This is a genomic window from Nocardioides sp. Iso805N (assembly GCF_000364605.1).
Taxonomy (GTDB): domain Bacteria; phylum Actinomycetota; class Actinomycetes; order Propionibacteriales; family Nocardioidaceae; genus Nocardioides.
Map to the genome: position 1 here is coordinate 1 of NZ_KB822586.1, position 24,295 is coordinate 24,295.

Sequence of the window (24,295 nt, forward strand, 5' to 3'; positions counted from 1 at the left end):
CGTCACGTGCGCCGATCTCCTCGGCCACGTCCTGGGCGCTGGCGATAACCCGTAGTTCGAGCTCTTCGAGACGGGCCCGGAGCCGCCGCAGGTCGAGGATGGTGGCGGCTTTGTCGGTGGTGGAGAGGAAGATCGGATTCGCATCGACCGCCTGACTCAGGGCGGCATCGATCGCGACCACGGTGGTCTGGATCTGATGCATGGTCACCACCCGAGAGAATCGCTTCGAACACGTATTCGAACGATATCAACTCAAATCAGCCAGCACAACCCTCTTCCGCGGACATGCCGCGCTAAATCCTCGCCGTACCCGATCACACGCCTGGTGGCCCGACGCAACCGATACGAAGGCACCCAACCCAGCCAAGACACGCAACCACGCTGGGGCTGGCCTGCGCTTCTCGTTTGTCTTCAGCCGCCCCGCGTACTGGGGGCGCCTCGACAAGCTCGGCGGGCGTTGCTCGGCGGGCGTTAGCGCCTCGACAAGCTCGGCGGGCGTGACCACTCAACCCGCAGAAACTGACCTCTCGACGGTCATACCGTGACCCCTCGGGCATGCGGGAACGTCGCGACGATGGCTGTGCCCCCGCCGCGTCGATCGCGGATCTCCAGGGTGCCGCCGTGGTCGGCCATGATGCGGTGACAGGTCGCCAAGCCGATGCCAATCCCCGGTACGTCGGTGCGGTGCCTGGCCAGCGGGAGCAGCACCTGATCCCGGAAGCGCGGGGGGATGCCGGATCCGTTGTCGGCGACCACGAGCTGGATGCCGAGCGGGGTGTCGCGGCTGGTCACCTCGACCTCGGGGCGGACGCCGGCCTGGGTGTAGGTGAGTGCGTTCACCACCAGGTTCTGCAGGACGGCGCGGAGCTGGACCGGGTCTGCGTTGACGTCGACACCGGACCAACGGATCGTGCCGCGATCGGCCATCTCGCCGAGGTCCTGGACGACGGCCGACATCGCGTCGCCGATCGGCACCTGCCGCCGGTCGAGCGAGCCGCCGATGCCGGCGTACTCGAGGAACTCCTCGATCATCGTCAGCATCCGCCGGCCGGAGGCGACGCAGCGTCGCAGGTAGTCCGAGGCGTCAGCGTCACCTGCCACGGCGGGGAGCTCGGCCATCAGCTCGGCCCAGGCGAGGGTGGCGGTGAGCGGATTCTTCAGATCGTGGCTGACCTGCGAGGTGAAGGCGGCGAGGTGCCGTTGGGAACGCTCGAGCTCGGCGTTGATCCGAGCGAGCTCCTCGGTGCGGACGCTGAGCTCGAAGAGGTCGATCACCTGCCGCGCCAGGGTCGCGAGCATGCGGCGGCGTTGCACCACGGTGTTCTTCCGACGCTCCGCTCGCCGATCGGGGCGTGGGTCGGTGACGCTCAGCGTTCCGACCGGGATGCCCTGCGGGTCGCGCAGCAGGACGGCGGCATACATGTGCCCGTCGCCCAGGCGTACGTCGCGACAGGCCGCGGCGTACCGAGGGTCCTCCCGGACGTCCTCGAGGTAGACGTCCTCGCCGTCGGCGAGGGTGGCGGCGCTGAGCGGCGCGTCGGCGTCGCCGGCCTCCGGGATCGCGCCGTAGAGCACGATGGTCTGAGTCTTGCCTTCGTGGAAGAGGTCGATCCCGGCTATCGGCGCCTCGCACAGCTGTGCCGCAAGCTCGCACAGGGCGAGCAGGTCCTCCTCCGGGGGCCAGCAGTTCAGATAGGCGCCGGCCTTGCCGGGGGAGTCGCTCGGGTCCGCCGGGCTCCTCACGGAGTCCGGCCCGCATCCAGGAACAACATCATGCTGTCCTCCCATCGCGTCGGCAAGATCCGGCGTCGTACCAAGGTAACGACCGGATGCCTCGGAAGTTCTGCGTTCCGGATGTTCAACTGCACGCATGCTTGCACGGAACAAGGACGATCGCGGGAAGGTTGCACCTGTGAGCGCCGGCGACGGGCCTGCGTCAGTCGAGGAGACAGTGATGGCGACATCGACCCTGGGGTCCGAAAACTTCGAGCAGACGGTCATCGAGAACGAGATCGTGCTGGTCGACTTCTGGGCGTCGTGGTGCGGCCCGTGCCGGATGTTCGCGCCGATCTTCGAGCAGGCCTCGACGGAGAACCCGCAGATCGTGTTCGGCAAGGTCGACACCGAGGCCGAGCAGGATCTCGCCGCGGCGGCGCAGATCACCTCGATCCCGACACTGATGGCCTTCAAGAAGGGCAAGCTGGTCTTCTCCCAGCCCGGCGCGCTCCCGGCGGAGGCGCTGAAGCAGGTGATCGACGCTGTGGTCGAGTTCGACGTCGACGCTGCTGTCGCAGCGGCTGAGGAGCAGGGCGACTGACGCCTGCTGGATCCCAGCGGCGGTTCACACACTCGTTACCTACCGCGACGTCCCCTGAAACCCGGCGTCGGTGTCATAGTCGTGACCCGTCCAGGTGGCGGGGCGCCCCTAGGGTTCCGCTGCTTCGGCAGGCCTGGTCCGAGAGGGGCAGGCGAGGCGACGAAGGCGACGCAGCGCTCCACGGCGGGAGAAAAGCCCGGGAGGCCGACAGGCCCGGGCCGCCGTGCGTTCGGGCACTCCCCACGGAGGCACCATGTCCGGACACCACGACAAGGTCAGCGCCGCTGACCTGTCCACCTTCGGCTACACCCCACAGCTGACCCGCCGGGTCGGCCCCTACGCGTCGTTCGCGGCCGGCTTCTCGTTCGTCTCGATCATGACGACGGTCTTCCAGCTCTTCGGGCTGGGCTTCTCCTTCGGCGGCACCGCGTTCTTCTGGACCTGGCCGGTGGTCTTCGCCGGTCAGCTCATGGTGGCGCTCTGCTTCGCCGAGCTCGCCGCGCGCTACCCGCTCTCCGGTGCGGTCTTCCAGTGGTCACGACGCCTGGGCGGCGCGACGGTCGGCTGGTTCGCCGGCTGGACGATGGTGATCGCCCAGATCATCACCCTCGCCGCCGCGGCGATCGCGCTGCAGGTGGTGCTCCCCACCGTCTGGAGCGGCTTCCAGCTGGTCGGGTCCGACACGGCGGTGGCCAGCAAGGACGGTGCCGCGAACGCGGTCGTCCTGGGCGTCATCCTGCTGACCCTCACGACGTTGCTCAACGCGCTCTCGGTGCGCATCACCGCCGTCGTCAACAGCGTCGGCGTCACCTGCGAGCTGATCGGGATCGTGCTGCTGGTGATCCTCCTGCTCGTGCACCACGAGCGCGGTCCGTCGGTGGTGCTGCACCACACCGGCCTGGACAGCTCGACCGGTTACGCGATCCCGCTGCTCGTCTCCTCACTGATGGCGGCCTACGTGCTGGTCGGGTTCGACAGCGCCGGCGAGCTCGCCGAGGAGACCCACCGGCCGCGGGCCACCACGCCGCGGACGATCGTGCGGGCCGTAGTCATCTCAGGTGTCGCAGGTGCGTTCGTGATCGTGGCGGCCCTGATGGCCGCGCCGAGTCTGACCGACGGCAACCTCGGCCTCTACGGCCTGCCCTACGTGCTGACGACCCAGCTCGGCACCTTCTGGGGCAAGCTGCTGCTCATCGACGTCGCGTTCGCGGTCAGCGTCTGCACGCTGGCGATCCAGACCGCCGCGGCCCGGATGATCTTCTCGATGGCCCGCGACCAGGTGCTTCCAGGATCCACCCAGCTCGCGCGCGTCTCGCCGCGGTTCGGTACGCCGCTGCTGGCCACGGTCATCCCGGGCGTCGGCGCGGCACTGTTCCTGGTGGTCAACATCGGCAACGCCAGTCTGTTCCTCGCGCTCACCAGCGTCTGCATCATGCTCCTCTACATCGCCTACCTGATGGTGACAGTGCCGATGCTCAACGCGCGGCTGCGCGGCCGCTTCCCGACCCCGGGCCTCGACGAGGACGGCAAGCCGCTCTTCAGCCTCGGCAGGACCGGCACGGTCGTCAACGCGATCGCGGTCGTCTTCCAGCTCCTGATGGCGATCAACCTCGGCCTGCCGCGGGCCGAGGTCTACGACCCGACCGGCTCGGGCTGGGTGGTGCACTACCTGCCGATCGTGGTGCTGGTGCTGACCTACGGGATCGGCTACCTCGCCTACCGCAGCAAGCGGGCGACGTACCGGCGCGCCTGCGGGCTCTCGCTCGCGGACGGTCTCGGCGAGGGAGAGCCGGCATGAGCCTCTACCTCCACGACATGCCCGGTGGGGCCGCCTGGTCAGCACCCGTTTCGGCGGGCAGGCTGGTCACCCTCACAGCCCTCGGCGACCGTGCCAACTGCAGCATGCTGCTGCTCAACGCCGACCGGGTCGACCGGCTCAACATCCCCGACACGCTCAAGGCGCAGATGTCGGCCCGGATCACCGCGCCGATGGTGCTGATGTCCGACCGTGGGCTCGCACTGGCATCGGTGGTCGCCTCGAGTCTCGACTGGCACGACTGCCTGACCGGGTTCGGCTCCGAGGCCCACCTGGAGCGCTTCGGCGCCACGTCGTACGCCGCCGATCGCAACGACTGGCGGCGCAGCGCCCGGACCGGACTCGTCAGCGAGCTGACCAAGCACGGCCTCGACGAACGCGACCTGCACGCTCCGGTCAACTTCTTCACCAAGGTGGCGATCGCCGGCGACGCCCGTGCCTCGATGACGTTCGTCCCAGGCCACGCCCGCGCCGGGGACAGCGTCACACTGCGGACCGAGCACGACGTACTGCTGGTGCTGTGCACGGCGCCGCACCCGCTCGATCCAGGGGAGTACGCCCCCTCGGCGGTGCAGGTGTCGGTCGAGGTCGCCGCGACCGTCGCCCAGGACACCGATCCGTCGTGGAACTGGCGAGAGGAGAGCGCCCGCGCGCTCGAGATGAGCAGGAGGGTGCTGGCATGACCGTGACCGAGATTCCCACCACCACGGCCGCGACGCTCGACCTCACGGTGGAGGCGGGCGATGGCGCTCTGGTCCGGGTGCCAGCCGGCGGGCGATTGCGCATCGTGGACCTGCACGGCAACCAGGCAGCCGACACGCTGCTCTTCGACGCCGCCGACGTGCGCAACAAGTACTCCGCGTTCGACACGATCCGGGAGCAGGGCGCCGTCTTCCTCACCACCGGCTCGCGGCTGCTCTCGACCCGGCTGGACGAGCTGGCGGTGATCACCGAGGACACGGTGGGCCGGCACGACACCATCGGCGGCGCCTGCGCGCAGGAGTCCAACGTCATCCGGTACGGCGAGCACACCCGACACCAGCACGCGTGCCGGCAGACGTTCCTCGCCTACGGGGCGGGCGCCGGCATCGGACCGCGCGAGATGGGCCACAACATCAACTTCTTCATGAACGTGCCGGTCTCGGCGGAGGGCGATCTGCACTTCGACGACGGCCTCTCCGCACCGGGGAAGTACGTGGAGCTCACCGCCTCACGCGAGATCTGGGTGCTGCTCTCGAACTGCCCGCAGCTCAACAACCCGTGCAACGGCTGGGACCCGACGCCCGTGCAGCTGCTGGGCTGGTGGTCGTGATGGCTGCGCTGGTAGTCCTCGACGCGGGCGTCCAGACGACGGTGCAGGACGCGGAGGGCCGTCCGGGCTACTGGTCGGTCGGCGTCCCGCCGTCCGGCGCCTACGACCAGCTCAGCTTCACCCTCGTCAACACCGCCGTGGGCAACGGGCACCTGGCCGCCGGGCTGGAGTGCGTCGTACGGGGCCCGGTGATCCGGCTGGAGGCCGACCGGCTGGTCTGCGTGGGCGGCGGCGCGCACGAGGCCACCGTGGACGGGCGGCCGCTGCCGGTCGGCGAGGTACGCCGCGTCCGGGCCGGCCAGGTCCTCGACGTGGGCCCGATCGCCGGCGCCGGGATGCGCGGCTACGTCGCCGTCCGCGGTGGGATCGACGTGCCGCGGGTGCTGGGCAGCCGCGCCACCTTCATCCTCGGGGGCTTCGGCGGCCTCGAGGGTCGTCCCCTGCAGGACGGGGACCTCCTGCCTCTGGGCGGCGAGGAGAACCTGCTGGCGCCGGTGGACGTGGCCGAGCTGCTGCCGCCGATGGATCACGTGTGGACGCTGCGCGTGATCGCGGGGCCGCACGGCGCGCCGGAGTACCTCACCGCTCCAGGCCTCGAGGAGCTGTTCGGCACCACCTGGCAGGTCGACCACCGCGCCGACCGCACCGGCATCCGTCTGGTCGGGCCGACGCCCCAGTGGTCACGCACCGACGGCGGTGAGGCGGGGCTGCACCCCTCCAACCTGCACGACTCCGCCTACCCGGTCGGCGGCATCATGCTGTCGGGAGACACGCCCGTGATCGTCGGCAAGGACGGTCCCTCGCTCGGCGGCTTCGTCGTGCCGGCCGTGGTGATCGGCGCCGACCTGTGGATGCTCGGCCAGCTGCGTCCCGGTGACACGGTGCGGCTGCTCCCGGTCGTGCCGGAGGTCGCGGAGGAGGCGGTCGCCGTACGCCGCGACGCGCTTGAGGCACTGCGTCCCTGTGCCGGAGTGATGAAGCCGCGGCGCCGGCACCGGGCGATCCTCGCCGACCTGCCGGCCACCGGGACCGAGCGTCCGGCACCGCTGGCGGACGAGCCAGCCGCGGGCAGCGCTCCGGCGTACACGATCCGACGTTCGGGGGATCGGCACCTGCTCGTCGAGGCCGGCTCGGCCGAGCTCGACCTGACGGTGCGGGTGTGGATCCACCTGCTCGCCCGTGCGTTGCGCGCCGAGGCGCCGACGGGCATGACGGAGGTGGTCGAGGGCGTGCGATCGCTGCTGGTGGCCGTCGACGACGACCGGCTGGCACTCGCGGACCTGGCTGCGTGCCTCGTGCGGCTCACCGCAGATCTTGAGGACCCGGAGACGGTGGTGCTCCCCGTGCGGGAGGTGACGCTGCCGATCGCCTTCGACCACCCGGAGGCACACGAGGCGATGCGGCGCTACGCGACATCGGTGCGACCAGATGCGCCGTGGTGTCCCGACAACGTGGAGTTCATCCGCCGGGTGAACGATCTCGACGCCCGTGACGAGGTCTTCGACGTGGTCTCGCGGGCGACGTACCTCGTCGTCGGGCTCGGGGACGTCTACCTCGGCGCACCGGTGGCCGTGCCGATCGATCCGCGCGACCGGCTGGTGACCACGAAGTACAACCCCGCGCGCACCTGGACGCCGCAGAACGCTGTCGGTATCGGCGGCATCTACCTGTGCGTCTACGGCATGGAGGGTCCCGGTGGCTACCAGTTGGTCGGCCGCACGGTCCCGGTGTGGCGCCTGATCGCCGAGCAGCCGGATCGGGATCCGCAGCCGTGGCTGTTGCGGCAGTTCGACCGGATCCGCTTCGAACCGGTCCCGGCCGAGGAGCTCGCTCGGCTGCGGGCGGAGATCAAGGCGGGTCGGGCGGATCTCCGCACCCGGCCGGCGACCTTCTCGATCGCCGAGGTGCGCGCGATCGAGGACGAGGCGGCCGACCAGATCCGGTCCGTCCGGAGCAGGCGACGCGCGGCGTTCGACGCCGAGCGGGAGAGGTGGGTGTCATGAGCGACCAGCCGACCTACATCACGCGGTGGGGACTCGACGAGGCGGCCGGCTTCGTCGCGGGCGCAGGGCCGCTGGACGGCCTGATCTTCGCGATCAAGGACAACATCGACCTCGTCGGGGTCCCGACCACCGCCGGCGACCCGCGGCGGACGAGCCCGGCGGCGGCCTCGGCGACGGCGGTCCAACGGCTCCTCGAGGCCGGCGCGGCGCCGGTGGGGAAGACCAACCTCGACCAGTACGCGACAGGTCTGGTCGGCACCCGCTCGCCGTACGGCGCCTGCCACTCGGTCTATTCGCCCGCGCACGTCAGCGGCGGGTCGAGCTCGGGCAGCGCGGTCGCGGTGGCGTCGGGGGAGGTCGACTTCGCGCTGGGCACCGACACCGCCGGCAGCGGGCGCGTCCCGGCGGCGTTCAACGGCATCGTCGGGCTGAAGCCCTCGCGCGGCCTGGTCTCGACCACCGGCGTGGTGCCGGCGTGCCGCTCGCTGGACTGCGTGACCATCTTCAGCCGCACGGTGGCCCAGGCTGCGCGCGTGCTCGAGACGATGGCGGCCTACGACGAGGCGGATCCCTACAGTCGGGTCCTCACGCAGCGGCCGGCCCTCATCACGCCGGTGGTGGCCGTCCCGAGCGGCGACCTCGGGTTGGATCCGCAGCACCAGGTGGCGTGGGAGGCGACGAAGGCGGACGCCGCACGACGCTTCCGCACCGTCTCGGTGGACGTGACGCCCTTCCTGGAGGCAGCGCGCCTGCTCTACGAGGGGCCGTGGGTCGCCGAGCGCCAGCTGGCCTTCGGGGACGCGCTCGACGACGACCCGGCGGTCGATCCCACGGTGCGCTCGATCGTGGCCGGTGCGACGCCGGCGTCGGCGGTCGACGCCTTCCGCGGGCTGCACCGCCTGGCCGAGCTCGATCGCGCTACCCGGCAGACCTGGGAGGTCGCCGACGTGCTGCTCCTGCCGGTGACGCCGACGCACCCGACCCTGGCCGACGTGGCGGCCGACCCGGTCGGCGCCAACAGCGCGCTCGGGCGGTTCACCAACATGACGAACCTGCTCGACCTGTGTGCCATCGCCTTCGCGGGGACGGCACGGGGCGACGGGCTGCCGTTCGGCGTACAGCTGCTGGCGCCGGCAGGAGGGGACCGGCTGGTCTCCGGGCTGGCGGCGCGGTGGCTCGGGGAGACGGTGCCCTCGGAGGCCTCCGTGTTGTCCGGGCGGTCGGTGCCGGGGGCGGGCGAGGAGCGGATGGTCGTGGCGGTGGCGGGTGCGCACCTCGGCGGCCAGCCGCTCAACCCCGATCTGGTCGCGCGCGGTGGTGTGTTTCTCGAGCTGACCAGCACGGCGTCTGACTATCGGATGTACCTCGTCGACGGCCCGCTCCCACGCCCCGGCCTCACCCGGGTGCCTGGGTCTGCGGCCGATGGCGCCGCTGGGTCTGGCGGCGGCCTCGAGGTGGAGCTGTGGTCGCTGCCGATCGCGAGCGTCGGCGGCTTCCTCGCCACCATCGCCGCGCCGCTCGGGCTGGGCCCGGTCGAGCTCGCCGACGGCCGCACGGTGACGGGCTTCATCTGCAGCGCCGACGGTGTCGACCCGACGCGCGAGATCACCGAGTACGGCGGCTGGCGGGCCTGGTTGGGCTCGCGATGACGGCGTCGGGATAGTCCGGGGCACACATCATGGGTTACCAGCGAGTAGCCCTGATTTCCGCCCCGGACTATCCCGACACAGCGAAAATCTAGAGCTTGCCGAGCCGTGCGTACGGGCTGACGATCCGGATGATCTGCGGGCGGAAGTCGACCGTCACCGCGCCCGATTCGACGCTGATGACCCGGCCCATGCCGTGGGAGTCGTGCGAGACCATGTCACCCACTTCGAACGTCTCGATGATCGGCTCGGCCTTGGCCTTGAAGGGACTGCTCGCGAGGTGCCGTCGCTGCGGAAGTGAGGTTGCCATCACTCTGAGTATGCGCCCCCGGAGGCCTGAGTGACGATTAGTCGCGCACCGAGCGCGTCGCGGATGAGCCAATCGCCGACGTGCCGACGGCCTCCGAGGCACCCGAGCGGCACGCTCAGAAGACCAGCTGACCCACGGCGTAGCTGACCAGCATGGTCGCCGCCCCGACCGTGAGGGTCCGGAGCAGCGTCGGGCCGAGATTCATCCGGCCCGTGCGCGCACCGATGATCGAGGTGAGGGTCAGCGAGATCGCCACTGCCGCCGCGATGGCCCACTTCTCGACGTTGTAGGGCACGAGCAGGGTGATCAGCAACGGGATCGCTGCGCCGAGCCCGTAGGCGATGGCCGACCCCACGCCGGTGCGAACGGTGTCTCGCGTCGAGGTGAGCTCGCGGATGCCGTGCTCCACGTCGAGCTGGGCGGCGAGCGGGTCGTGCGCCATGAGCTGGTCGGCCACCGCACGGGCCAGCTCCGACGTCAGGCCGCGCGCCTCGTAGTGCGCCACCAGCTCGGCCCACTCGGCCTCGGGGTCGCGTGCCAGCTGAGCGGCCTCCTCCTCGGCGGTCGTCAGCTCGGCCTCGCGCTCGTCCGCGGCCTCCATCCACTCCGAGCCACCCGCCACGAGCATGCCGGCGATGGTGGCGGCCGTGGCAGCGATCAGCAGGGCGTGGTCGCCAGCTCCTGCCCCGGCGAAGCCCTCGAGGATGCCGGCGGTCGCGATGATCCCGTCATTGGCCACGACCCGCCACAGCCGCAGGGACTCACGGTCGGAGACTGCCGACCGCAGCCGGGGAAGAAGCCCCGGCCGTGGCTCGGCGGTCGACGTCATGGCTCCGATTATCCGCTGATCCCGGGCGGGTCAGGACCACTGCCGCCGGATGACCGTCGTCACCGCGAACGGGTCGGCACCCCGCTGCGCGGTCAGGACGCCGGCGCCCTGCGGCGAGCCGGTGTAGAGCGGGGCACCGCCACCGATCCAGTGGTCCCAGGCGCGCCCGAAGTGCTCGGCGTCGGCTGCGTTGGCGCCCAGCACGGACGGTACGGCGTGCCACACCTCGCCGTCGGGCGTGATCTCCCCGGTGGCCCCGATCCGGGCCAGCTCGTGGCCGGTCCGCTCGCGCTGGGTCACCACCCAGCGCGGGATGACGTAGCGGGGCGATGCCAGCGGCGCGAGCACCTCGCCCAGCGCGGCCGCGAAGATTGCCGATCCGGCCTCGTCGACGTCGGTCAGGCCGACGCGATACTCGCCGTCGGGCTCCACCTCCACCCGCAGGCGATCGGCGCCGACCGGCAGGTGCGCGGCGGCGTGCAGTGCGTCGGCGACGGCTCCAGCGAGCTGGGTGACCGATAGGGGCGCGGCCGCCACTACCACCCGGCGGTGACCCTCAGCGCGCAGCGCACGTCCCCGCCACATGGTCGCGGGGACGGCCGTGACCACGGCCAGGCCGGTGGCCAGGCCGCTCGCCAGGGCCAGTCCCGGCGCCGCTGTCGCGGTGATGGCCCAGCCGGCCGCTGCGGCCGCGGTCAGCGTCCAGCCCGTGCCGGTCGCGATCCGCGTCGGCAGCAGGTCGGGCAACGGTCCGCGCAGCTCCAGTGCGCTCTCACGGACGACCACGGTCTGGGGCGCGGTCACGCTGCCCAGCCGCGCAGGTCCGTCGGGCCGGATGCGCATCGTCCGGGTCGGCGCGTCGTCGTACGGCTCACCAATGTGCCAGCGCTCGCGGATCCCGTGCCGGTCCTCGGAGCGCACCAGCATCCGCGCGTTGAGGGCGTCGAAGTCGGCGGGTGGCGGGGGCTGGTACGGCGAGAATGCGGCATCGATGTGCCCGACGCCGTCCACGACGGTGCCGTCGTCGTCGACCCCGAAGTAGCCGTCGTGCTTGCGGACGAGCCGCTGCCAGTCGTTGTCGCCGCGTGGGTGGCCGGCCGCGACACAGGCGAGAGACCAGTTGATCGCGACCTTGTCGGGGCGCGCAGGATCGATCCGCAGCGCGCGGCCACGGGTCTGCACCACGGCCGTTGCGGTGGTCACGGCGGTGAGGTCGACGATGCCGGTGATCCGCCGGGCGTCCCAGCCTTCGCCGAGCAGACCGCGGGTGCCGACCAGCACGTGGCAGCCGCCCGCCTCGAAGAACCGGGTGACGTGGCCGACCCAGCCGCGGCTGGTCCAAGGTCCGACCAGGCGCGCGTAGTCGGGTCCGTGCTCGATCGCGAGCCTGCCGGCGAGTGTGGGGTCCGTCGCGGCGATCTGGTCCCTCAGCGCTTCCAGCGTCGTCGATGCCCCAGCGACGGTCGCGCCGGTGACGAGCAGGGCGTCGGGACTGCCCGAGCTGTCGGCCAGGAGCGCGGCGATCGCGGCGTGGGCCGAGCCAGCCTGTTCGGAGAGCACCCCGTCGAGGTCGGCGGGCAGCGTGGCGGAGGCACGTTCGTGGTCGCACAGCACCAGCAGGCGCAGGTCATCGCCCAGCGCGAGCCGCTCCTGGTAGACGATCTGCGCGGTCGCCGTCACCTTCGACTCCGAGCGTGCGAGGACGCGGTCGACGGGGGATCGCCCGCGGCGTACGCCTCGCTTGGTGAGGACATAGCCGACGGACGGTAGCGCTCGGCGTACGCCGGACAGGACGCGCTCGTCGCCGGGGTCGGCGCTGCGCAGCAGCGCGCCCTTGACCCAGTCGTCGATGAGACAGACCCAGTCGTCCGAGGTGGGGTCGCGCCGGTGCTCCTCGGCGATCACCGCGCCCGGAGGCAGCGCCAACAGTCCGGCGTGGTGCACGCGCAGCGCGGCGAGGGCGAGCTCCGGCTGGGAGCGGGCGAGCGCGTCCCAGCTCGGCGCGTCGCCCGCGCGCTGCACGAACCGTCGCTCGAGCCAGGTCAGGAACGGCACACTCCCGTACGTCGGGTCGCTGAGCCCGGCGATCAGCTCGGCGAACCGCTCCGCGCTCTCGGCGAGCCAGTCCTGCTCGGTCCGGGTCGGCTCGGTCAGCCAGACCAGCTCGGCGAACGGCGCCAGGTCACCCTCGCGGACGACCGCCGGGATCGAGGTCTCGAACGCGATCTGGCCGAAGAGCTCCGCGACCAGGTCCGCCTCGCTCCGCGTCAGGGCGGCCGGCGGGGTGGCCGTGAGGCCGAGCACGCGGGCCTGGGGGAGCAGGTCGAGCAGTTCGGCGAGTAGCCGTCCCCACACCTCGAGCAGGTGATGGCACTCGTCGAGGATCAGCAGCAGCGGCCCGGCCTCCTGCAGCTGCTTGATCAGCAGCCGCCCGTTCTCGTGCAGCCGCGAGATGAGCGGGGCGCCCCTGCCGTCGTCGGAGACTTCCGCGTCCGCGTCGAAGACCGCCAGCGACTGATAGGTCAGCGACGTCAGCGCCGTCGCCAGCGCGCGGTCGTCGCCGGCCTCCAGGCCGATCGCGCCAGCCTGCCGCACCCACTGACCCTGGATGGCGGTGTTGGGGCTGAGTACGGCGACCCGCTGGGCGGTGCCGTCGCGGAGCATGCGCCGCGCCGTCTCGAGACCGACCAGGGTCTTGCCCGCGCCCGGCGGGAGCACGACCCAGCACCGCTGCCGTCCGGCCGCCCAGGCTGCTTCGAGGCCGGCGAGTGCGCGTTGCTGATGGGTTCGAAGGCGGAGTCCGCCGCTGCTGTCCGCCGTACGGTCGATCCCCACGTCGCCCCCCATGCGCCTCCTGGTGCCCTGGCGGGCCGGGTCGTCAGGTTATCCGGGCACCGCTCGCGCAACCCCTTCAGGTTCGGCTACCCGATGTGGGGGAGGTGCCTGGTTATGAGGTGCATGAGGGGGCACCACTCCTTTGGCCCCGGTGCCGAGCGCAAGCAGCGCGTCGCCGGCGGGGCGGAATCCAGATCCGAACGAACCGGTGGGACTCGAGGGAAGTGGGTCGAACGTGAAGTTCAGAATCTCCAAAGCTGCGGTGATCGTCAGCGTCTTGGTGGTAGCCGGCGGTAGTGCTGCCTACGGCATCGCGCAGGCAGAAGACACGACGTCGACCGCGTCTTGCACTGCGTCGCCGTCCTTGGACGTCGGCGCCACCACGACGACGTTCTCGGTGCAGTGCAGCGTCCCGAACCAGACGGTGACCGTGACATCCGCGCCAACAGCCACCGCGACGGTCACCGTCACGGCCCCTCCCAGCGCGAGCGATACGCCGACGCCGACTCCGAGCGACTCGCCACCGGCGAGCGTCACGTCGTCTCCGACGCCGTCGACCGCCTCCGCCACGTCGGCCCCGACGCGGACGACAACCCCGACCGGCGGCCCGTGCGCGGCGAATGCGATCGCCGCGTTCTTCCCGACCGCCGGCAACGCGACCGGTCAGGGCTCCGAGGACCTGGGCAACAACTACAACGCCTCGGCTGAGGAGTGGGGCATCTACCCCGAGTACAGGCAGACGATGTGCGTCTACTCCACCAGCCACTGGACCGTGGACGCGGCGGTCACGAACCACGGCGGGGCGGTCCAGGCGTACCCGTCGATGCGCAAGATCTACCACGACTGGGGTGCGGGCAGTGACTTCTCCAAGGACCCGAAGCTCTCGTCGTTCACCCAGCTGCAGTCGACCTTCGCGCAGACCGATCCGGCCGACTGCTCCTCGTGCATCTACGACGACGCCTTCGACATCTGGTTGAACGGCATCTCGAGCTCCGGTGACACCGAGCTGATGATCTGGACGCACAACGAGGGTCAGGCGCCGGCCGGATCCAAGGTTGCCTCCGACGTATCGCTGGCGGGGCACACCTGGGACGTCTACTACGCGCGCCCTGACTACGTCGCCTACGTCCCCACGGACGTCAACGACATCTCGCAGGGCACCTTCGACCTCAAGGCCTTCATCAACGACGCCGCCGGCCGCAAGCTGACCACGGCGGACCCGACGGTGGGACAGGTCTCGTACGGCGTCGAGACGGTCTCGACCGGGGGAGTCTCCCGGCACTGGGACTTCAGCAACTTCAGCGTCGTCGACAAGTGAACGTGACGGCTACGTTTCGGTCTTGGCCGCCACGTGACGGTTGACCTGTCCGATGACGTGCTCGCCGTAGGCGGCCAGGGTCTCCTCCTTGGCGTCGTGCTGGAGGTAGACGGCGAACTGGTCGACACCCATCGCGCGCAGCGCGTCGAGCTTGGCGACCTGCTCCTCGACCGTGCCGATCAGGCAGAAGCGCTCGACGATCTCGTCGGGCACGAAGCCGGCATGACTGTTCCCGGCGCGGCCGTGCTCGTTGTAGTCGTAGCCCTCGCGGCCCTTGATGTAGTCGGTCAGGGCCGCGGGGACTGCGTCTCCGGTGGTTGAGCCGGTCGACGCCCCGTACTTGGCCACGATGTCGGCCACGTGGTTGCCGACCATCCCGCCGAACCAGCGGCACTGGTCGATCGCGTGTGCGCGGGCCTCGGCGGACCCGTCGGTGACGTACGCCGGCGCCGCGACGCAGAACGTGAGCGACTCCGGGTCGCGGCCGGCGTCCGCGGCTGCCTTCCGGACGGTGGCGATCATCCAGGAGGCGATGTCGAGGTCGGCCAGCTGCAGGATGAAGCCGTCGCCGACCTCGCCCGCGGCTTTGAGCGCCAGCGGACCGTAGGCGGCGATCCAGACCTCCAGCCGCGAGCTCGTCGCCCAGGGGAACTGCAGCGTGGAGCCGTTGACCTCGACGGGGCGGCAGTTGGCCAGCTCGCGGATGACGTGGGTGGCGTCGCGCATCTCCTTGATCGTGGTCGGCTTCCCGTTGAGCACCCGGACGGCGGAGTCGCCGCGGCCGATGCCGCAGACGGTGCGATTGCCGTACATCTCGTTGAGGGTGGCGAAGACACTCGCCGTGACGGTCCAGTCGCGGGTGGCCGGGTTGGTGACGAACGGCCCCACGGTGATCCGCCGGGTCTCGGAGAGGATCTGGCTGTGGATGACGTAGGGCTCCATCCACAGCAGGTGGGAGTCGAAGGTCCACACATGGCTGAACCCGAACTCCTCGGCACGCTTGGCCAGCGCGACGGTGCGCCACACCGGTGGGTCGGTCTGCAGGACGACTCCGAAGTCCATGTGTGTTCCTTTCGGCCCCGAGGGTTCGGTCCCCGAGCTTGTCGAGGGGTCAGCTCAGGTATTGCGACAGGCCACGCTTGACGTACTGCCCATGGCCCTTGCGGCCGACGTATCCGCTGTCGTCGACGACGACGGATCCGCGCGACATCACCAGGTCGACATGGCCGTCGATCTCGAAGCCCTCCCAGGCGGAGTAGTCCATGTTCATGTGATGGCCGCCGCGGCCCGATGGGGTGCCGTCCGCCAGGGTCCCGACCCCGATCGAGGTGTGGCCCGCGGGGTCGTAGACGACGATGTCGGCGTCGGCGCCAGGCACGATGACGCCCTTGCGGCCGTACATGCCGAACATCCGGGCCGGCGTCGTCGAGGTGATCTCGACCCACCTCTCCAGCGTGATCTCGCCGGCGACGACGCCCTGATACATCAGGTCCATCCGGTTCTCGACCGAGCCGATGCCGTTGGGGATCTTGGAGAAGTCGCCGCGGCCCAGCTCCTTCTGGTCCTTCATGCAGAAGGGGCAGTGGTCGGTGGAGACCATCTGGAGGTCGTTGGTGCGCAGGCTCTGCCACATCGCGTTCTGGTGGCCCTCGGCGCGCGAGCGCAGCGGCGTCGAGCAGACCCACTTGGCGCCCTCGAGGTCGCCCCACTGCTCACTCACCGCCGCGAGCTGCTCCTCCAGGGAGAGGTAGAGGTACTGAGGACACGTCTCGCCGAAGACGTTGAGGCCGCGATCGCGCGCGGTCGCGATCTGCTCCACGGCCTGCTTGGCGGAGACGTGCACGACATAGAGCGGTGCTCCGGTGATGTCGGCGAGCATGATCGCGCGGTGCGTGGCCTCCTCCTCGGCCTGCCACGGGCGGGTGACGCCGTGCCAGTAGGGAGTGGTGTGGCCGGCGGCGATCGCCTGCTGCACGAGGACATCGATCACGGCGCCGTTCTCGGCGTGCATCATCATCATCGCGCCGTTCTCGGCGCCCTTCTGGAAGGCCCGCAGGATCTGGCCGTCGTCGGAGAGGAAGACGCCCTTGTAGGCCATGAACAGCTTGAAGCTGGTCACTCCCTCGGCGATCAGCTCGTCCATCGCGGTCAGGCTGGAGTCCTGCACGTCGGACAGGATCTGGTGGAAGCCGTAGTCGATGGCGCAGTTGCCGGCGGCCTTCTCGTGCCAGAGGTGGTACTGGTCGAGGACGTTCTGCTCGGGATACTGCACGACGAAGTCGACGATCGTGGTGGTGCCGCCCCAGGCCGCCGCGCGGGTGCCGGTCTCGAAGGTGTCACTGGCGAAGGTGCCGCCGAAGGGCATCTCCATGTGGGTGTGGGCGTCCACGCCCCCCGGGATGACGTACTTGCCGGTGGCGTCGACGGTGGTGTCGGCGGTGATCGGGCCGAACGGCGTGGCGCCGGGCTGGATCAGCGCGACGATCGTCTCGCCGTCCACGAGTACGTCGGCTTCCGTGCGCCCGGTCGCGCTGACGACGGTGCCGCCGGTGATCAGGGTGGTGCTCATCGCTGTCCTCTCGCGGCCGTCATCACGCCTGCGGGATCCGGGTGTAGGTGTCCGGCCGGCGATCCCGATAGAACTGCCAGTCGTCGCGCATCTCCTGGACCATGCCCAGGTCGAGGTCACGCACCAGCAGCTCCTCCTTCTCCGAGGAGCCGAGGTCACCGACGAAGTTGCCCCGCGGATCGATCACCTGGCTGGTGCCGTAGAAGTCGACCGCCTCCTCGCCGTACTCTTTGTCCTCCAGGCCGACCCGGTTGGGCTGCAGCACGAAGTAGCCGTTGGCGACGGCCGCACACGGTCCTTCGACCTCCCACAGCCGGTTGGACAGGCCTGGCTTGGTGGCGTTGGGGTTGAAGACCATGTGCGCACCGCCTAGGCCGAGCTCACGCCAGCCCTCGGGGAAGTGCCGGTCGTAGCAGATGTACATCCCGACCTTGCCGATCGCTGTCTCGAAGACCGGATAGCCGAGGTTCCCGGGCCGGAAGTAGAACTTCTCCCAGAACTTCTCCACGTGCGGGATGTGGTTCTTGCGGTACTTGCCGAGGATCGTGCCGTCGGCATCGACGAGCACCGAGGTGTTGTAGTAGATCCCGACCTCTGCCTCCTCGTAGATCGGCAGCACCATCACCTGCCCCAGCTCCTTGGCGAGCGCGGCGAAGCGCTGCACGATCGGTCCGTCGGCCGCCTCGGCGAACCGGTAGTACTTCTTGTCCTGGGTGATGCCGAAGTAGGGGCCGTAGAAAAGCTCCTGGAAGCACATCGCCTGGGCTCCCTGCGCGGCGGCGTCCCGGGCGAACTGCTCGTGCTTGTCGAGCATGGACTCCTTGTCGCCGGTCCACTTCGTCTGCGAGATGGCAACCTTGACAATCGACATCGTTCGGCCTTTCGACGAGATGACGTCCCGTCTCCGGGTCGTCGCTGTGAGTCTGGTGGCGTGCCGTGGATGATCACCATAGGCACTCCCACCGACAAGCGGCAGTGCCTTCTGCGTCGCTCTTCAACTTGTAACCGTGGCGACATCACGGCGTCGATCTCGGGCTCTAGATCACGACGACCGTCTTGCCGGCGCCCGTGCCCGCCTCGAGCTGACGGTGTGCTTCGGCGACATCGTCCATGCTCAGGACAGTGCCGACGGTGGGTACCAGGGACCCGAGGCGCACCCCTGCCTCCATGAAGGCGGCCATGCGCCGGACGACGGCACTGTCGAGGGTGTGCTCGAAGCCCCGGTAGCGGTGGAACGTCAGGGGCGCTTCCGGCGGGGTGGTGGGGCGGAGATCCAGGAAGCCCGCGGCGACCATGACCGCGTCGGGGCGAGCCGCCGTGACCAGCTCCCGTTGGCCGGGACCGTTGACGAGGTCGAGGACGATGTCGGCGCCGCTGCCGCCGGTGAAGTCGAGGACCGCCTCGAGGAGATCCTCGCGGTCCGTGGCGATGACCGAGGCGGCGCCGAAGGAGAGCAGCTCGGCTTCCTTCGTGGCGTTCCGCGTGACGGCGATCGGCACCGCACCGACCTGGTTGGCCACCTGGATGGCGGCACGCCCGACGCCGCCCGACGCCGCGTTCACGAGGACCCGATCCCCCGGCCTCATACCCGCCTTCTCGACGAGCGCGCCGTAGGCGGTGGAGTACGCCACCCAGATCGCAGCGGCCTGGCGTACGTCGAGTCCGGCCGGCCGAGGGATGACCCGGCTCGCCGGCACGGTGAGGTACTCGGCGTAGCTGCCGTTGACGGCTGCGTCCGGGACGGCGGTGATGATGATCGGGTCGCCGGGCTGCACGCCGGTGACCCCGGAGCCCACCGCATCGATCGTGCCGGTTCCCTCGACGCCGAGCCGTGCGCCGGGAAGGCTGACCGGAGCGGGCGAGCTACCGGCCCGCATCATCGCGTCCAGGGGGTTGACGGCGAACGCCTCCACCCGAACCCGTACCTCTCCGGCCGCAGGCTGCGGTACCGGCTCGTCGATGATGTGCAGGACGTCCGGTCCGCCGAACTGGTCGAATACGACGACGCGCGCCATGGTCATTCCTCCGTGTCGATCTGGGGCTGGTGAGCACCAAAGACGCTACGGAGCCGATAGGTACCTCTTGGTACCTTCGATTCCATGCATGACACCGCAGGGCCCTCGGTCCTGGCCGACTGTCCCGCGAGGCTGGCGACCGAGATCCTCGCGGACAAGTGGGCAGCCCTCGTCCTCTTCGGTCTCAGCGGTGGTCCCCGGCGCCACGGCGAGCTCGGCGGTCTGGTCGGCGGCATCTCGCGCAAGGTCCTGACCCAGACGTTGCGCCAGCTCCAGGACTACGGTCTGGTCGAGCGCCACGTCGAGGCACCCAGGCGGATCGAGTACTGCCTCACCGACCTCGGGAAGACGCTCATCGACCCGATCGAGGCGCTGAACGACTGGGCACGCGACCACGGTGGGGCAGTCGCCGACTACCAAGAGTCGGCCGAGGCGGCCATCTCTCGCCAGCCTTAGGCGGAAGGCGGTGCAGTGGGCAGATAGGCACACACACAGACTCGCGGCAGTCCTGCGGCGATGATCAACAACGTGTCATCGTGGCGACATCCCAACGTCGCACGCACCCGTCCTGGTGCCGGCCGCTGACGGGCTGCCGGTCAGCCCAGTTGCTATGAAGAGCTCCTTCGTACCTGTTCGCGTCCAGCGCCTCGGTCACGACGCCGCTGCGCGAGCGTCTACTCGATCGCCGCGGTGCTCCCGCCAACGGCAGAGTCATTCGTGCTCCCAGCAGGCGAGTCATCTTGCGAGGAGTAATCCACCGATGCAAGGTCGGCTGGGACGGAGTCGTCAACGTCCTCGGTCGGCGGGTACGGCTGGCGAAGCTTTGGTGGAGCTGCGGACCACGAGCGCAGGTTGCCGAGTACGTCCTCGTAGAACCCCTCGACGCCATTGAGCACTGAATCGATGAATGCCCCGCGGCCGCGCCCCCGCTTCGAACCTAACGGCACAGATGTCGCGATCCTGAAGGTGCGGAGCTCCTTGGCTGGATCGCTGATAAGCGCGCTGGGGTCGGCGCGTACTGCCGCCAAGAGTTCGGCAGCGGATGAGCCACGTCCGTGTGCGACGAAGGCTTCAATTCGGCTTGAGTCGGGTGCATTCTTCAGCTGACGGGCCAGCCAGTTCACCCGTGTCGTCGGACGTCCCTCGCGAGGGGCTTCAATATCGACGTGGCAGGTGACTTTGTTCGCGCGCAGATCGGCCGTCACAACAAATGGTCCGACCGTGTCTGGGATTCGGATCGTTCCGGCCAGCTGACCGTCTGCGCAGAGCATGGTCGTCAGCGCCTGCACACGGAGCGCCGGCTCGGCGAGTTCTCTGCGCGTGAGGACAGGGATGACCTCGGTGCCGAGCTGCCGTCCTAGCCGGAGACTGGCAAACCGCAGGAGCGCGTCGAATCGTGAGACGACCTCAGTGATCCCCTTGTCGGCCGGGCGCAACGTCCCGGCGAGAACTGCGTCACGCACCTGAACCCAGGTCTCACCCATATCGTCGAACTCAAGAGCGCCAGACTTGTGATGTTCGAGATAGCGAATCAACTCTCCGAGGATCCACGCTTGGTCGGGATCCGCGACCCCACGAAACTCCTTCTGCATAACGGCCTCGGCCAGTACCTGCGTCCATGAGATGTGGTGCAGGGCGACGCTGCGTACCTTGCGCTTGTCCACCTTGGTGGGGTGTTGCCCAGCGACAGCGGGGATCTCGTTAGAGATCGTCAAGACGGCGTCGAAGCGCTGCTCGCGTGCTATGTCGAGGTAGTTCTCGAGCTGCTCCGACTGCAGCTTGTTGGCGCCGGTCTTCACCTCGACGAGAGTGGTCCAGGACCTGCCGCCTCGTGTCACACGAATGAGTCCGTCGGGATAAAGCCGCTTCTCGCCGAGCATGAACGGCACTTCGATGTAGCACTCGACCGTTCCCGCCGGCGCACCAAGGGGCTTGAGCAGGCCGCGACCGTATTCGCGCACTGCCGACAAGACGGCAAGTAAGGCAGACGTTGCCCGGCGCTCTTGCTCTTCGGCTCCATTGATCCCTGAGGTCGGAATCAGACGAGCCTCGTGCCATGACTCCTCGGCCACTGAACCCGCTCCTCCACGCTTCGCTGCAGTGACGTGACCGTATCGTGGTCTGTCGTCCTGGTCAGCCGTTTCGCGTGCCTGCCGCACCTGTTAGCCGCGGTGGTCGCCATCGACCATCGGCGGGATAGCGCGCCCGCAGGCGGCGGAATGGCGCCCTTCGCGTCTGCCCAACGACGCATGGGCGTTAGAACAGCATCTACGCCGGATCCAGCACGCACCACATGACGCGAGACATCCGGTCGGCCACAGCTGGGTACGGATCGGTATGACTGACGACGAGACAAAGAAGCTGGTCGAGCTGCTCGACGACATGCCGATCGCCATGTTGACGACGTTCGGTGCCGAAGGCCCGCGCAGTGTCCCGATGGCGCGGCAGGAGGTCGACCCGAGCGCCGAGCTGTGGTTCATCAGCGCCCGCGACACCGCCCACGTCCGCGCCCTCGAGCAGGAGCCGCGGGTCTCACTGACCTTCTCATCACGCTCCGCATGGGTCGCTGCGTATGGTCGGGCCACCGTCGTGGACGACCGCGACAAGCTTGCGGAGCTCTGGAACACCTTCGCCGAGGCGTGGCTGCCGGGCGGCCCGGACGATCCGAACGCGGTGCTTCTGCGCGTCGACGTCGAGCACGGCGAGTACTGGGACACTCCGGGTGGCAAGGTGGCCTCGCTGATCAGCTTCGCCAAGACGAAGCTCAGCGGTGACACCTACGACGCCGAGCACGGGCAGGTCGACGTGTAGTGCGTCACCGCCACCACCACCGCGGAACTCTCGAAGCCGCCGGCATCCACTCGCCGGCGGCTTCGTGCTGTCGCTCGCCATCGCGACCGACCCCTGGCCCACTTGCGCGAGCGTCCACGAGACTGAGGCCTTCTCGAAGCCCGACCTGAGAGGGGATGCCCGACCGTGGAGCATCTGCGCGTCACCTCGCCCACAAACCTGACCGACCGAGTCGTCGAGGTGCTCGCTGGTGATCCTGCGGTCAGTCAGCTCGCACTCATGCGCGGCGCCTCGCTGGTTCCAGAGGGCGACATCGTCTTAGCGGATGTTGCCCGCGAGGCCACCAATGACGTCGTCGACCGGCTCTCAGCACTCGGCATCCCCGAGTTCGGCACCATCCACATCGAACCGGTCACGACCTGGATCTCTCGTGCCGGCTTGGATTCCGAGCGTCGGACCCCGGGGGCGGGCGCCGATGCCGTGGTGTGGCCCGAGGTTACACAGCGCGCCTACGAGGAGACCGAGCTGAACTGGACGTACTTGGCGTTCATGACGCTCGCGACCCTGTTGGCGTCTATCGCCATCGTCGTCGACTCCCAGATCCTGGTGATCGGTGCGATGGTGCTCGGCCCGGAGTTCGTGGCGATCGCGGCTTTAGGTCTCGCCCTTGTCCGACGCCGTCGTCGCCTCTTCGCGGGGGCAGCGCGCACGCTGGTCGTGGGGTTCACGGTCTCGATTGCCGCCAGCACGGTCGCTGCGCTCGCTGCTCGGGGGCTCGGTTGGGTGACGGCCCAAGACGTGACAGGGAAGCGGCCCGGCACGAGCTTCATCTACAGCCCGGACAAGTGGTCGTTCATCGTCGCCCTGATCGCCGCTGCGGCAGGTGTTCTCTCGCTCACCAGCGCCAAGGTGGGCGGACTCTCAGGGGTGTTCATCTCCGTCACCACCGTCCCCGCGGCCGGAAACGTCGCACTGGGCATCGCATTCGGGGCTCGCCACGAGGTGCTGGGCAGTGCCGCGCAGTTGGCTTTGAACATATCCGGCATGGTTCTCGCCGGGTGGCTGACACTCGAACTCCAGCAGGTCGTCTGGAGTCGGGTGGCTCGCCATCGCCGACGGGTCCTCGCACGACATCACGGGTAGGTGCGGACGGGCTGACCTTTAAGCCGGGTTCTGTGACTCTTGCGAGCCGGCGACCATCCATCTAGGACCGCCGTTGCCGGCGGCCTCGAGCGACCTACCCGTACTCTCAGGCGGGCAGCCCTCAGGCGAGCACTGTCTGGTCTTGCTCCGGGTGGGGTTTACCTAGCCGGTCTGGTCACCCAGACCGCTGGTGAGCTCTTACCTCACCGTTTCACCCTTACCGCCTCGCTGACCTCGACAAGCTCGGTCGGCGTGGCGGCGGTCTGCTTTCTGTGGCACTGTCCCGCGGGTCACCCCGGGTGGCCGTTAGCCACCACCCTGCCCTACGGAGCCCGGACTTTCCTCGGCGCTCCCTGCCGAAGCAGGAAGCAACGCGGTCGCCCGGCCAGCCCGTCCGCGGCCACACCCTACCGCGTCGGAATGCGCAGCCACATTCAGGCGTTGAACGGCCCATGAACGAGCTGATGGCACCCGTCGTGATCTTCCCCGGGCAGGGCCCGGAGTCGGCGTACCGGACCGCTCACGACCTGTTGAGCCGCCGGTTCCCGCGCGAGGCCCTCGACCTGATCGAGCCCGCCCTGGCAGACGACCCGCGCAATACCGGCCTGCGCACGCTGCAGGCGTGGGCCTACCTCCAGCGCGCCCAGCTGCAGAAGGCCGAGAACGTCCTGCGTGGCCTCGTCGAGGAGGACCCGAGCGACGTGTGGGCCCAGCACGCGCTCGGCCGGGCGCTCGAGCGCCAGAGCAGGTACGCCGAGGCCCTCGGCCCGCTGCGCCTCGCCGCGGTGATGAGCGGCGACTGGGACCACCAGGCGGCGGTGTTCCGCGTGGAGCAGCAGGTGGCGCGCTCCGCCGAGTAGCACCGAGCAGCGGCCCAGTAGGTTGCCCCCATGGAGAAGGTGTCGCCGTGGGCATCGGCGCGCTGAGCTGCCTGCTCTTCCTGATCCTGGCGGGGGTCCTGATCTCGCCCTGGTGGGCGGTGGCTGTCCTCGTCCTGGCATGGCTGGTGCTCTTCGCGCGCGCCTGCCGATGGTTCGAGCCGGCGCCGGTGAAGGCGGCGTGGGCGGCTGCGGGCGGGTTCGTGGTGTGGGGAGTCGCGCAGGTCGTCGGCGGCCTGTGGCTGTGGTGAACCGGTAGGTTCGAGCCATGGACAAGTTCTGGTTCTGCGTGAAGCACCACGCGGTCGAGGGGGCTGACGGCTGTCCGCCGATCGACCGGCTCGGTCCCTACCCGTCACGCGAGGAGGCCGAGCACGCGCTGGACAAGGCCGCCGAGCGCAACGCGGCGTGGGACGAGATGGACCGCGAGGAGGGCAAGGACCCCGACCGGATCAACCCTTGGGGCGGCTAGTCCGCGCCGCGGCTCGACCGCACGGTGACAGTTCTGGGAGAG

22 protein-coding genes, 1 other RNA gene, 1 pseudogene and 1 riboswitch are annotated in these 24,295 nt (G+C 69.5%); of the genes and pseudogenes, 13 read left to right on the forward strand and 11 right to left on the reverse strand.

The features are described from left to right. Both H036_RS23705 and H036_RS24625 read right to left on the reverse strand, forming a co-directional pair. Nucleotides 1-202: pseudogene (locus H036_RS23705) on the reverse strand (HNH endonuclease); the annotation flags it as partial. Between the two features lie 332 nt (nt 203-534). Then, complete coding sequence (locus tag H036_RS24625; RefSeq protein ID WP_017936326.1) at nt 535-1,743, reverse strand: sensor histidine kinase; 1,209 nt, start codon at nt 1,741-1,743, stop codon at nt 535-537. 211 nt (nt 1,744-1,954) lie between these two features. On the opposite strand from H036_RS24625, the gene trxA reads away from it, so the two are divergent. From trxA to atzF, 6 genes are all read left to right on the forward strand, one after another. Further along, nucleotides 1,955-2,317: a thioredoxin gene (gene trxA, locus H036_RS0118655; RefSeq protein WP_017936327.1), complete on the forward strand. Its 363-nt coding sequence runs from the start codon at nt 1,955-1,957 to the stop codon at nt 2,315-2,317. A 97-nt stretch (nt 2,318-2,414) separates the two neighbouring features. After that, nucleotides 2,415-2,522: riboswitch (guanidine-I (ykkC/yxkD leader) on the forward strand. A 48-nt stretch (nt 2,523-2,570) separates the two neighbouring features. Further along, a complete protein-coding gene (locus H036_RS0118660) occupies nt 2,571-4,115 on the forward strand; it encodes an APC family permease (RefSeq protein WP_017936328.1) in 1,545 nt (514 codons plus the stop codon). Next, the gene (locus tag H036_RS0118665) at nt 4,112-4,816 is read left to right on the forward strand and encodes a DUF1989 domain-containing protein (RefSeq protein ID WP_017936329.1); all 705 of its coding nucleotides are present in this window, start codon (nt 4,112-4,114) and stop codon (nt 4,814-4,816) included. Before H036_RS0118660 ends, H036_RS0118665 begins: the two co-directional genes overlap by 4 nt. After that, nucleotides 4,813-5,445 (forward strand): DUF1989 domain-containing protein, encoded by a 633-nt coding sequence (locus H036_RS0118670; RefSeq protein ID WP_017936330.1) that lies wholly within the window; start codon nt 4,813-4,815, stop codon nt 5,443-5,445. The genes H036_RS0118665 and H036_RS0118670 overlap by 4 nt, the downstream gene beginning before the upstream one ends. Beyond that, nucleotides 5,445-7,448, forward strand: a complete 2,004-nt coding sequence (locus H036_RS0118675) for a 5-oxoprolinase/urea amidolyase family protein (RefSeq protein WP_017936331.1) — start codon at nt 5,445-5,447, stop codon at nt 7,446-7,448. The genes H036_RS0118670 and H036_RS0118675 overlap by 1 nt, the downstream gene beginning before the upstream one ends. Continuing rightward, on the forward strand, nt 7,445-9,097 hold the full coding sequence (gene atzF / locus H036_RS0118680) for an allophanate hydrolase (RefSeq protein WP_017936332.1): 1,653 nt from the start codon (nt 7,445-7,447) through the stop codon (nt 9,095-9,097). Before H036_RS0118675 ends, atzF begins: the two co-directional genes overlap by 4 nt. A gap of 88 nt (nt 9,098-9,185) precedes the next feature. Here the strand turns inward: atzF and H036_RS0118685 are convergent, their stop codons facing one another. The 3 genes from H036_RS0118685 to H036_RS0118695 form a co-directional block, all read right to left on the reverse strand. Continuing rightward, complete coding sequence (locus H036_RS0118685; protein WP_017936333.1) at nt 9,186-9,404, reverse strand: hypothetical protein; 219 nt, start codon at nt 9,402-9,404, stop codon at nt 9,186-9,188. 115 nt (nt 9,405-9,519) lie between these two features. Then, nucleotides 9,520-10,233 carry a VIT1/CCC1 transporter family protein gene (locus H036_RS0118690; protein WP_017936334.1) on the reverse strand — a complete coding sequence of 238 codons (714 nt, stop codon included), beginning with the start codon at nt 10,231-10,233 and terminating at the stop codon, nt 9,520-9,522. Between the two features lie 30 nt (nt 10,234-10,263). Next, nucleotides 10,264-13,080 (reverse strand): DEAD/DEAH box helicase, encoded by a 2,817-nt coding sequence (locus H036_RS0118695; protein ID WP_017936335.1) that lies wholly within the window; start codon nt 13,078-13,080, stop codon nt 10,264-10,266. Between the two features lie 418 nt (nt 13,081-13,498). On the opposite strand from H036_RS0118695, the gene H036_RS25055 reads away from it, so the two are divergent. Continuing rightward, complete coding sequence (locus H036_RS25055) at nt 13,499-14,386, forward strand: GH12 family glycosyl hydrolase domain-containing protein (protein WP_157417627.1); 888 nt, start codon at nt 13,499-13,501, stop codon at nt 14,384-14,386. A gap of 9 nt (nt 14,387-14,395) precedes the next feature. Here the strand turns inward: H036_RS25055 and H036_RS0118710 are convergent, their stop codons facing one another. The 4 genes from H036_RS0118710 to H036_RS0118725 form a co-directional block, all read right to left on the reverse strand. Continuing rightward, nucleotides 14,396-15,448: a TIGR03842 family LLM class F420-dependent oxidoreductase gene (locus tag H036_RS0118710; protein ID WP_017936338.1), complete on the reverse strand. Its 1,053-nt coding sequence runs from the start codon at nt 15,446-15,448 to the stop codon at nt 14,396-14,398. 49 nt (nt 15,449-15,497) lie between these two features. After that, complete coding sequence (gene hydA / locus H036_RS0118715; protein ID WP_017936339.1) at nt 15,498-16,955, reverse strand: dihydropyrimidinase; 1,458 nt, start codon at nt 16,953-16,955, stop codon at nt 15,498-15,500. A 22-nt stretch (nt 16,956-16,977) separates the two neighbouring features. Continuing rightward, the gene (locus tag H036_RS0118720) at nt 16,978-17,826 is read right to left on the reverse strand and encodes a nitrilase-related carbon-nitrogen hydrolase (protein ID WP_017936340.1); all 849 of its coding nucleotides are present in this window, start codon (nt 17,824-17,826) and stop codon (nt 16,978-16,980) included. A gap of 166 nt (nt 17,827-17,992) precedes the next feature. After that, nucleotides 17,993-18,970 carry a zinc-dependent alcohol dehydrogenase family protein gene (locus H036_RS0118725; protein ID WP_017936341.1) on the reverse strand — a complete coding sequence of 326 codons (978 nt, stop codon included), beginning with the start codon at nt 18,968-18,970 and terminating at the stop codon, nt 17,993-17,995. 84 nt (nt 18,971-19,054) lie between these two features. On the opposite strand from H036_RS0118725, the gene H036_RS0118730 reads away from it, so the two are divergent. Next, nucleotides 19,055-19,426: a winged helix-turn-helix transcriptional regulator gene (locus H036_RS0118730; RefSeq protein WP_017936342.1), complete on the forward strand. Its 372-nt coding sequence runs from the start codon at nt 19,055-19,057 to the stop codon at nt 19,424-19,426. Between the two features lie 218 nt (nt 19,427-19,644). Here the strand turns inward: H036_RS0118730 and H036_RS23720 are convergent, their stop codons facing one another. After that, nucleotides 19,645-21,042, reverse strand: coding sequence for a hypothetical protein (locus tag H036_RS23720; protein WP_198290024.1), 1,398 nt, complete (start codon nt 21,040-21,042; stop codon nt 19,645-19,647). 265 nt (nt 21,043-21,307) lie between these two features. Here H036_RS23720 and H036_RS0118740 point away from each other — a divergent pair, with 265 nt between their 5' ends. Then, nucleotides 21,308-21,781 carry a pyridoxamine 5'-phosphate oxidase family protein gene (locus H036_RS0118740; protein ID WP_017936344.1) on the forward strand — a complete coding sequence of 158 codons (474 nt, stop codon included), beginning with the start codon at nt 21,308-21,310 and terminating at the stop codon, nt 21,779-21,781. 165 nt (nt 21,782-21,946) lie between these two features. Further along, entirely contained in the window at nt 21,947-22,903 is a 957-nt protein-coding gene (locus tag H036_RS0118745; RefSeq protein ID WP_017936345.1) for a DUF389 domain-containing protein, read from the forward strand. A 3-nt stretch (nt 22,904-22,906) separates the two neighbouring features. Here H036_RS0118745 and rnpB read toward each other — a convergent pair. Beyond that, nucleotides 22,907-23,296: RNase P RNA component class A (rnpB, locus tag H036_RS24650), an RNA gene on the reverse strand. A 59-nt stretch (nt 23,297-23,355) separates the two neighbouring features. On the opposite strand from rnpB, the gene H036_RS0118750 reads away from it, so the two are divergent. The 3 genes from H036_RS0118750 to H036_RS0118760 are packed head-to-tail and all read left to right on the forward strand — an operon-like array spanning nt 23,356 to nt 24,253. Then, entirely contained in the window at nt 23,356-23,763 is a 408-nt protein-coding gene (locus H036_RS0118750; protein ID WP_017936346.1) for a tetratricopeptide repeat protein, read from the forward strand. 47 nt (nt 23,764-23,810) lie between these two features. Next, nucleotides 23,811-24,032: a hypothetical protein gene (locus tag H036_RS23725; protein WP_017936347.1), complete on the forward strand. Its 222-nt coding sequence runs from the start codon at nt 23,811-23,813 to the stop codon at nt 24,030-24,032. A gap of 17 nt (nt 24,033-24,049) precedes the next feature. Then, on the forward strand, nt 24,050-24,253 hold the full coding sequence (locus tag H036_RS0118760; RefSeq protein WP_017936348.1) for a hypothetical protein: 204 nt from the start codon (nt 24,050-24,052) through the stop codon (nt 24,251-24,253). Nucleotides 24,254-24,295: the final 42 nt, after the last annotated feature.

Coding starts and splice junctions, on each gene's coding strand:
- hydA (WP_017936339.1), bottom strand. CDS start 16,955: ATGAGCACCACCCTGATCACCGGCGGCACCGTCGTCAGCGCGACCGGG.
- H036_RS0118710 (WP_017936338.1), bottom strand. CDS start 15,448: ATGGACTTCGGAGTCGTCCTGCAGACCGACCCACCGGTGTGGCGCACC.
- H036_RS0118670 (WP_017936330.1), top strand. CDS start 4,813: ATGACCGTGACCGAGATTCCCACCACCACGGCCGCGACGCTCGACCTC.
- trxA (WP_017936327.1), top strand. CDS start 1,955: ATGGCGACATCGACCCTGGGGTCCGAAAACTTCGAGCAGACGGTCATC.
- H036_RS0118760 (WP_017936348.1), top strand. CDS start 24,050: ATGGACAAGTTCTGGTTCTGCGTGAAGCACCACGCGGTCGAGGGGGCT.
- H036_RS0118695 (WP_017936335.1), bottom strand. CDS start 13,080: ATGGGGGGCGACGTGGGGATCGACCGTACGGCGGACAGCAGCGGCGGA.
- H036_RS0118660 (WP_017936328.1), top strand. CDS start 2,571: ATGTCCGGACACCACGACAAGGTCAGCGCCGCTGACCTGTCCACCTTC.
- H036_RS0118750 (WP_017936346.1), top strand. CDS start 23,356: ATGAACGAGCTGATGGCACCCGTCGTGATCTTCCCCGGGCAGGGCCCG.
- atzF (WP_017936332.1), top strand. CDS start 7,445: ATGAGCGACCAGCCGACCTACATCACGCGGTGGGGACTCGACGAGGCG.
- H036_RS0118665 (WP_017936329.1), top strand. CDS start 4,112: ATGAGCCTCTACCTCCACGACATGCCCGGTGGGGCCGCCTGGTCAGCA.
- H036_RS0118685 (WP_017936333.1), bottom strand. CDS start 9,404: ATGGCAACCTCACTTCCGCAGCGACGGCACCTCGCGAGCAGTCCCTTC.
- H036_RS0118740 (WP_017936344.1), top strand. CDS start 21,308: ATGACTGACGACGAGACAAAGAAGCTGGTCGAGCTGCTCGACGACATG.
- H036_RS0118730 (WP_017936342.1), top strand. CDS start 19,055: ATGCATGACACCGCAGGGCCCTCGGTCCTGGCCGACTGTCCCGCGAGG.
- H036_RS0118720 (WP_017936340.1), bottom strand. CDS start 17,826: ATGTCGATTGTCAAGGTTGCCATCTCGCAGACGAAGTGGACCGGCGAC.
- H036_RS0118725 (WP_017936341.1), bottom strand. CDS start 18,970: ATGGCGCGCGTCGTCGTATTCGACCAGTTCGGCGGACCGGACGTCCTG.
- H036_RS0118690 (WP_017936334.1), bottom strand. CDS start 10,233: ATGACGTCGACCGCCGAGCCACGGCCGGGGCTTCTTCCCCGGCTGCGG.
- H036_RS0118675 (WP_017936331.1), top strand. CDS start 5,445: ATGGCTGCGCTGGTAGTCCTCGACGCGGGCGTCCAGACGACGGTGCAG.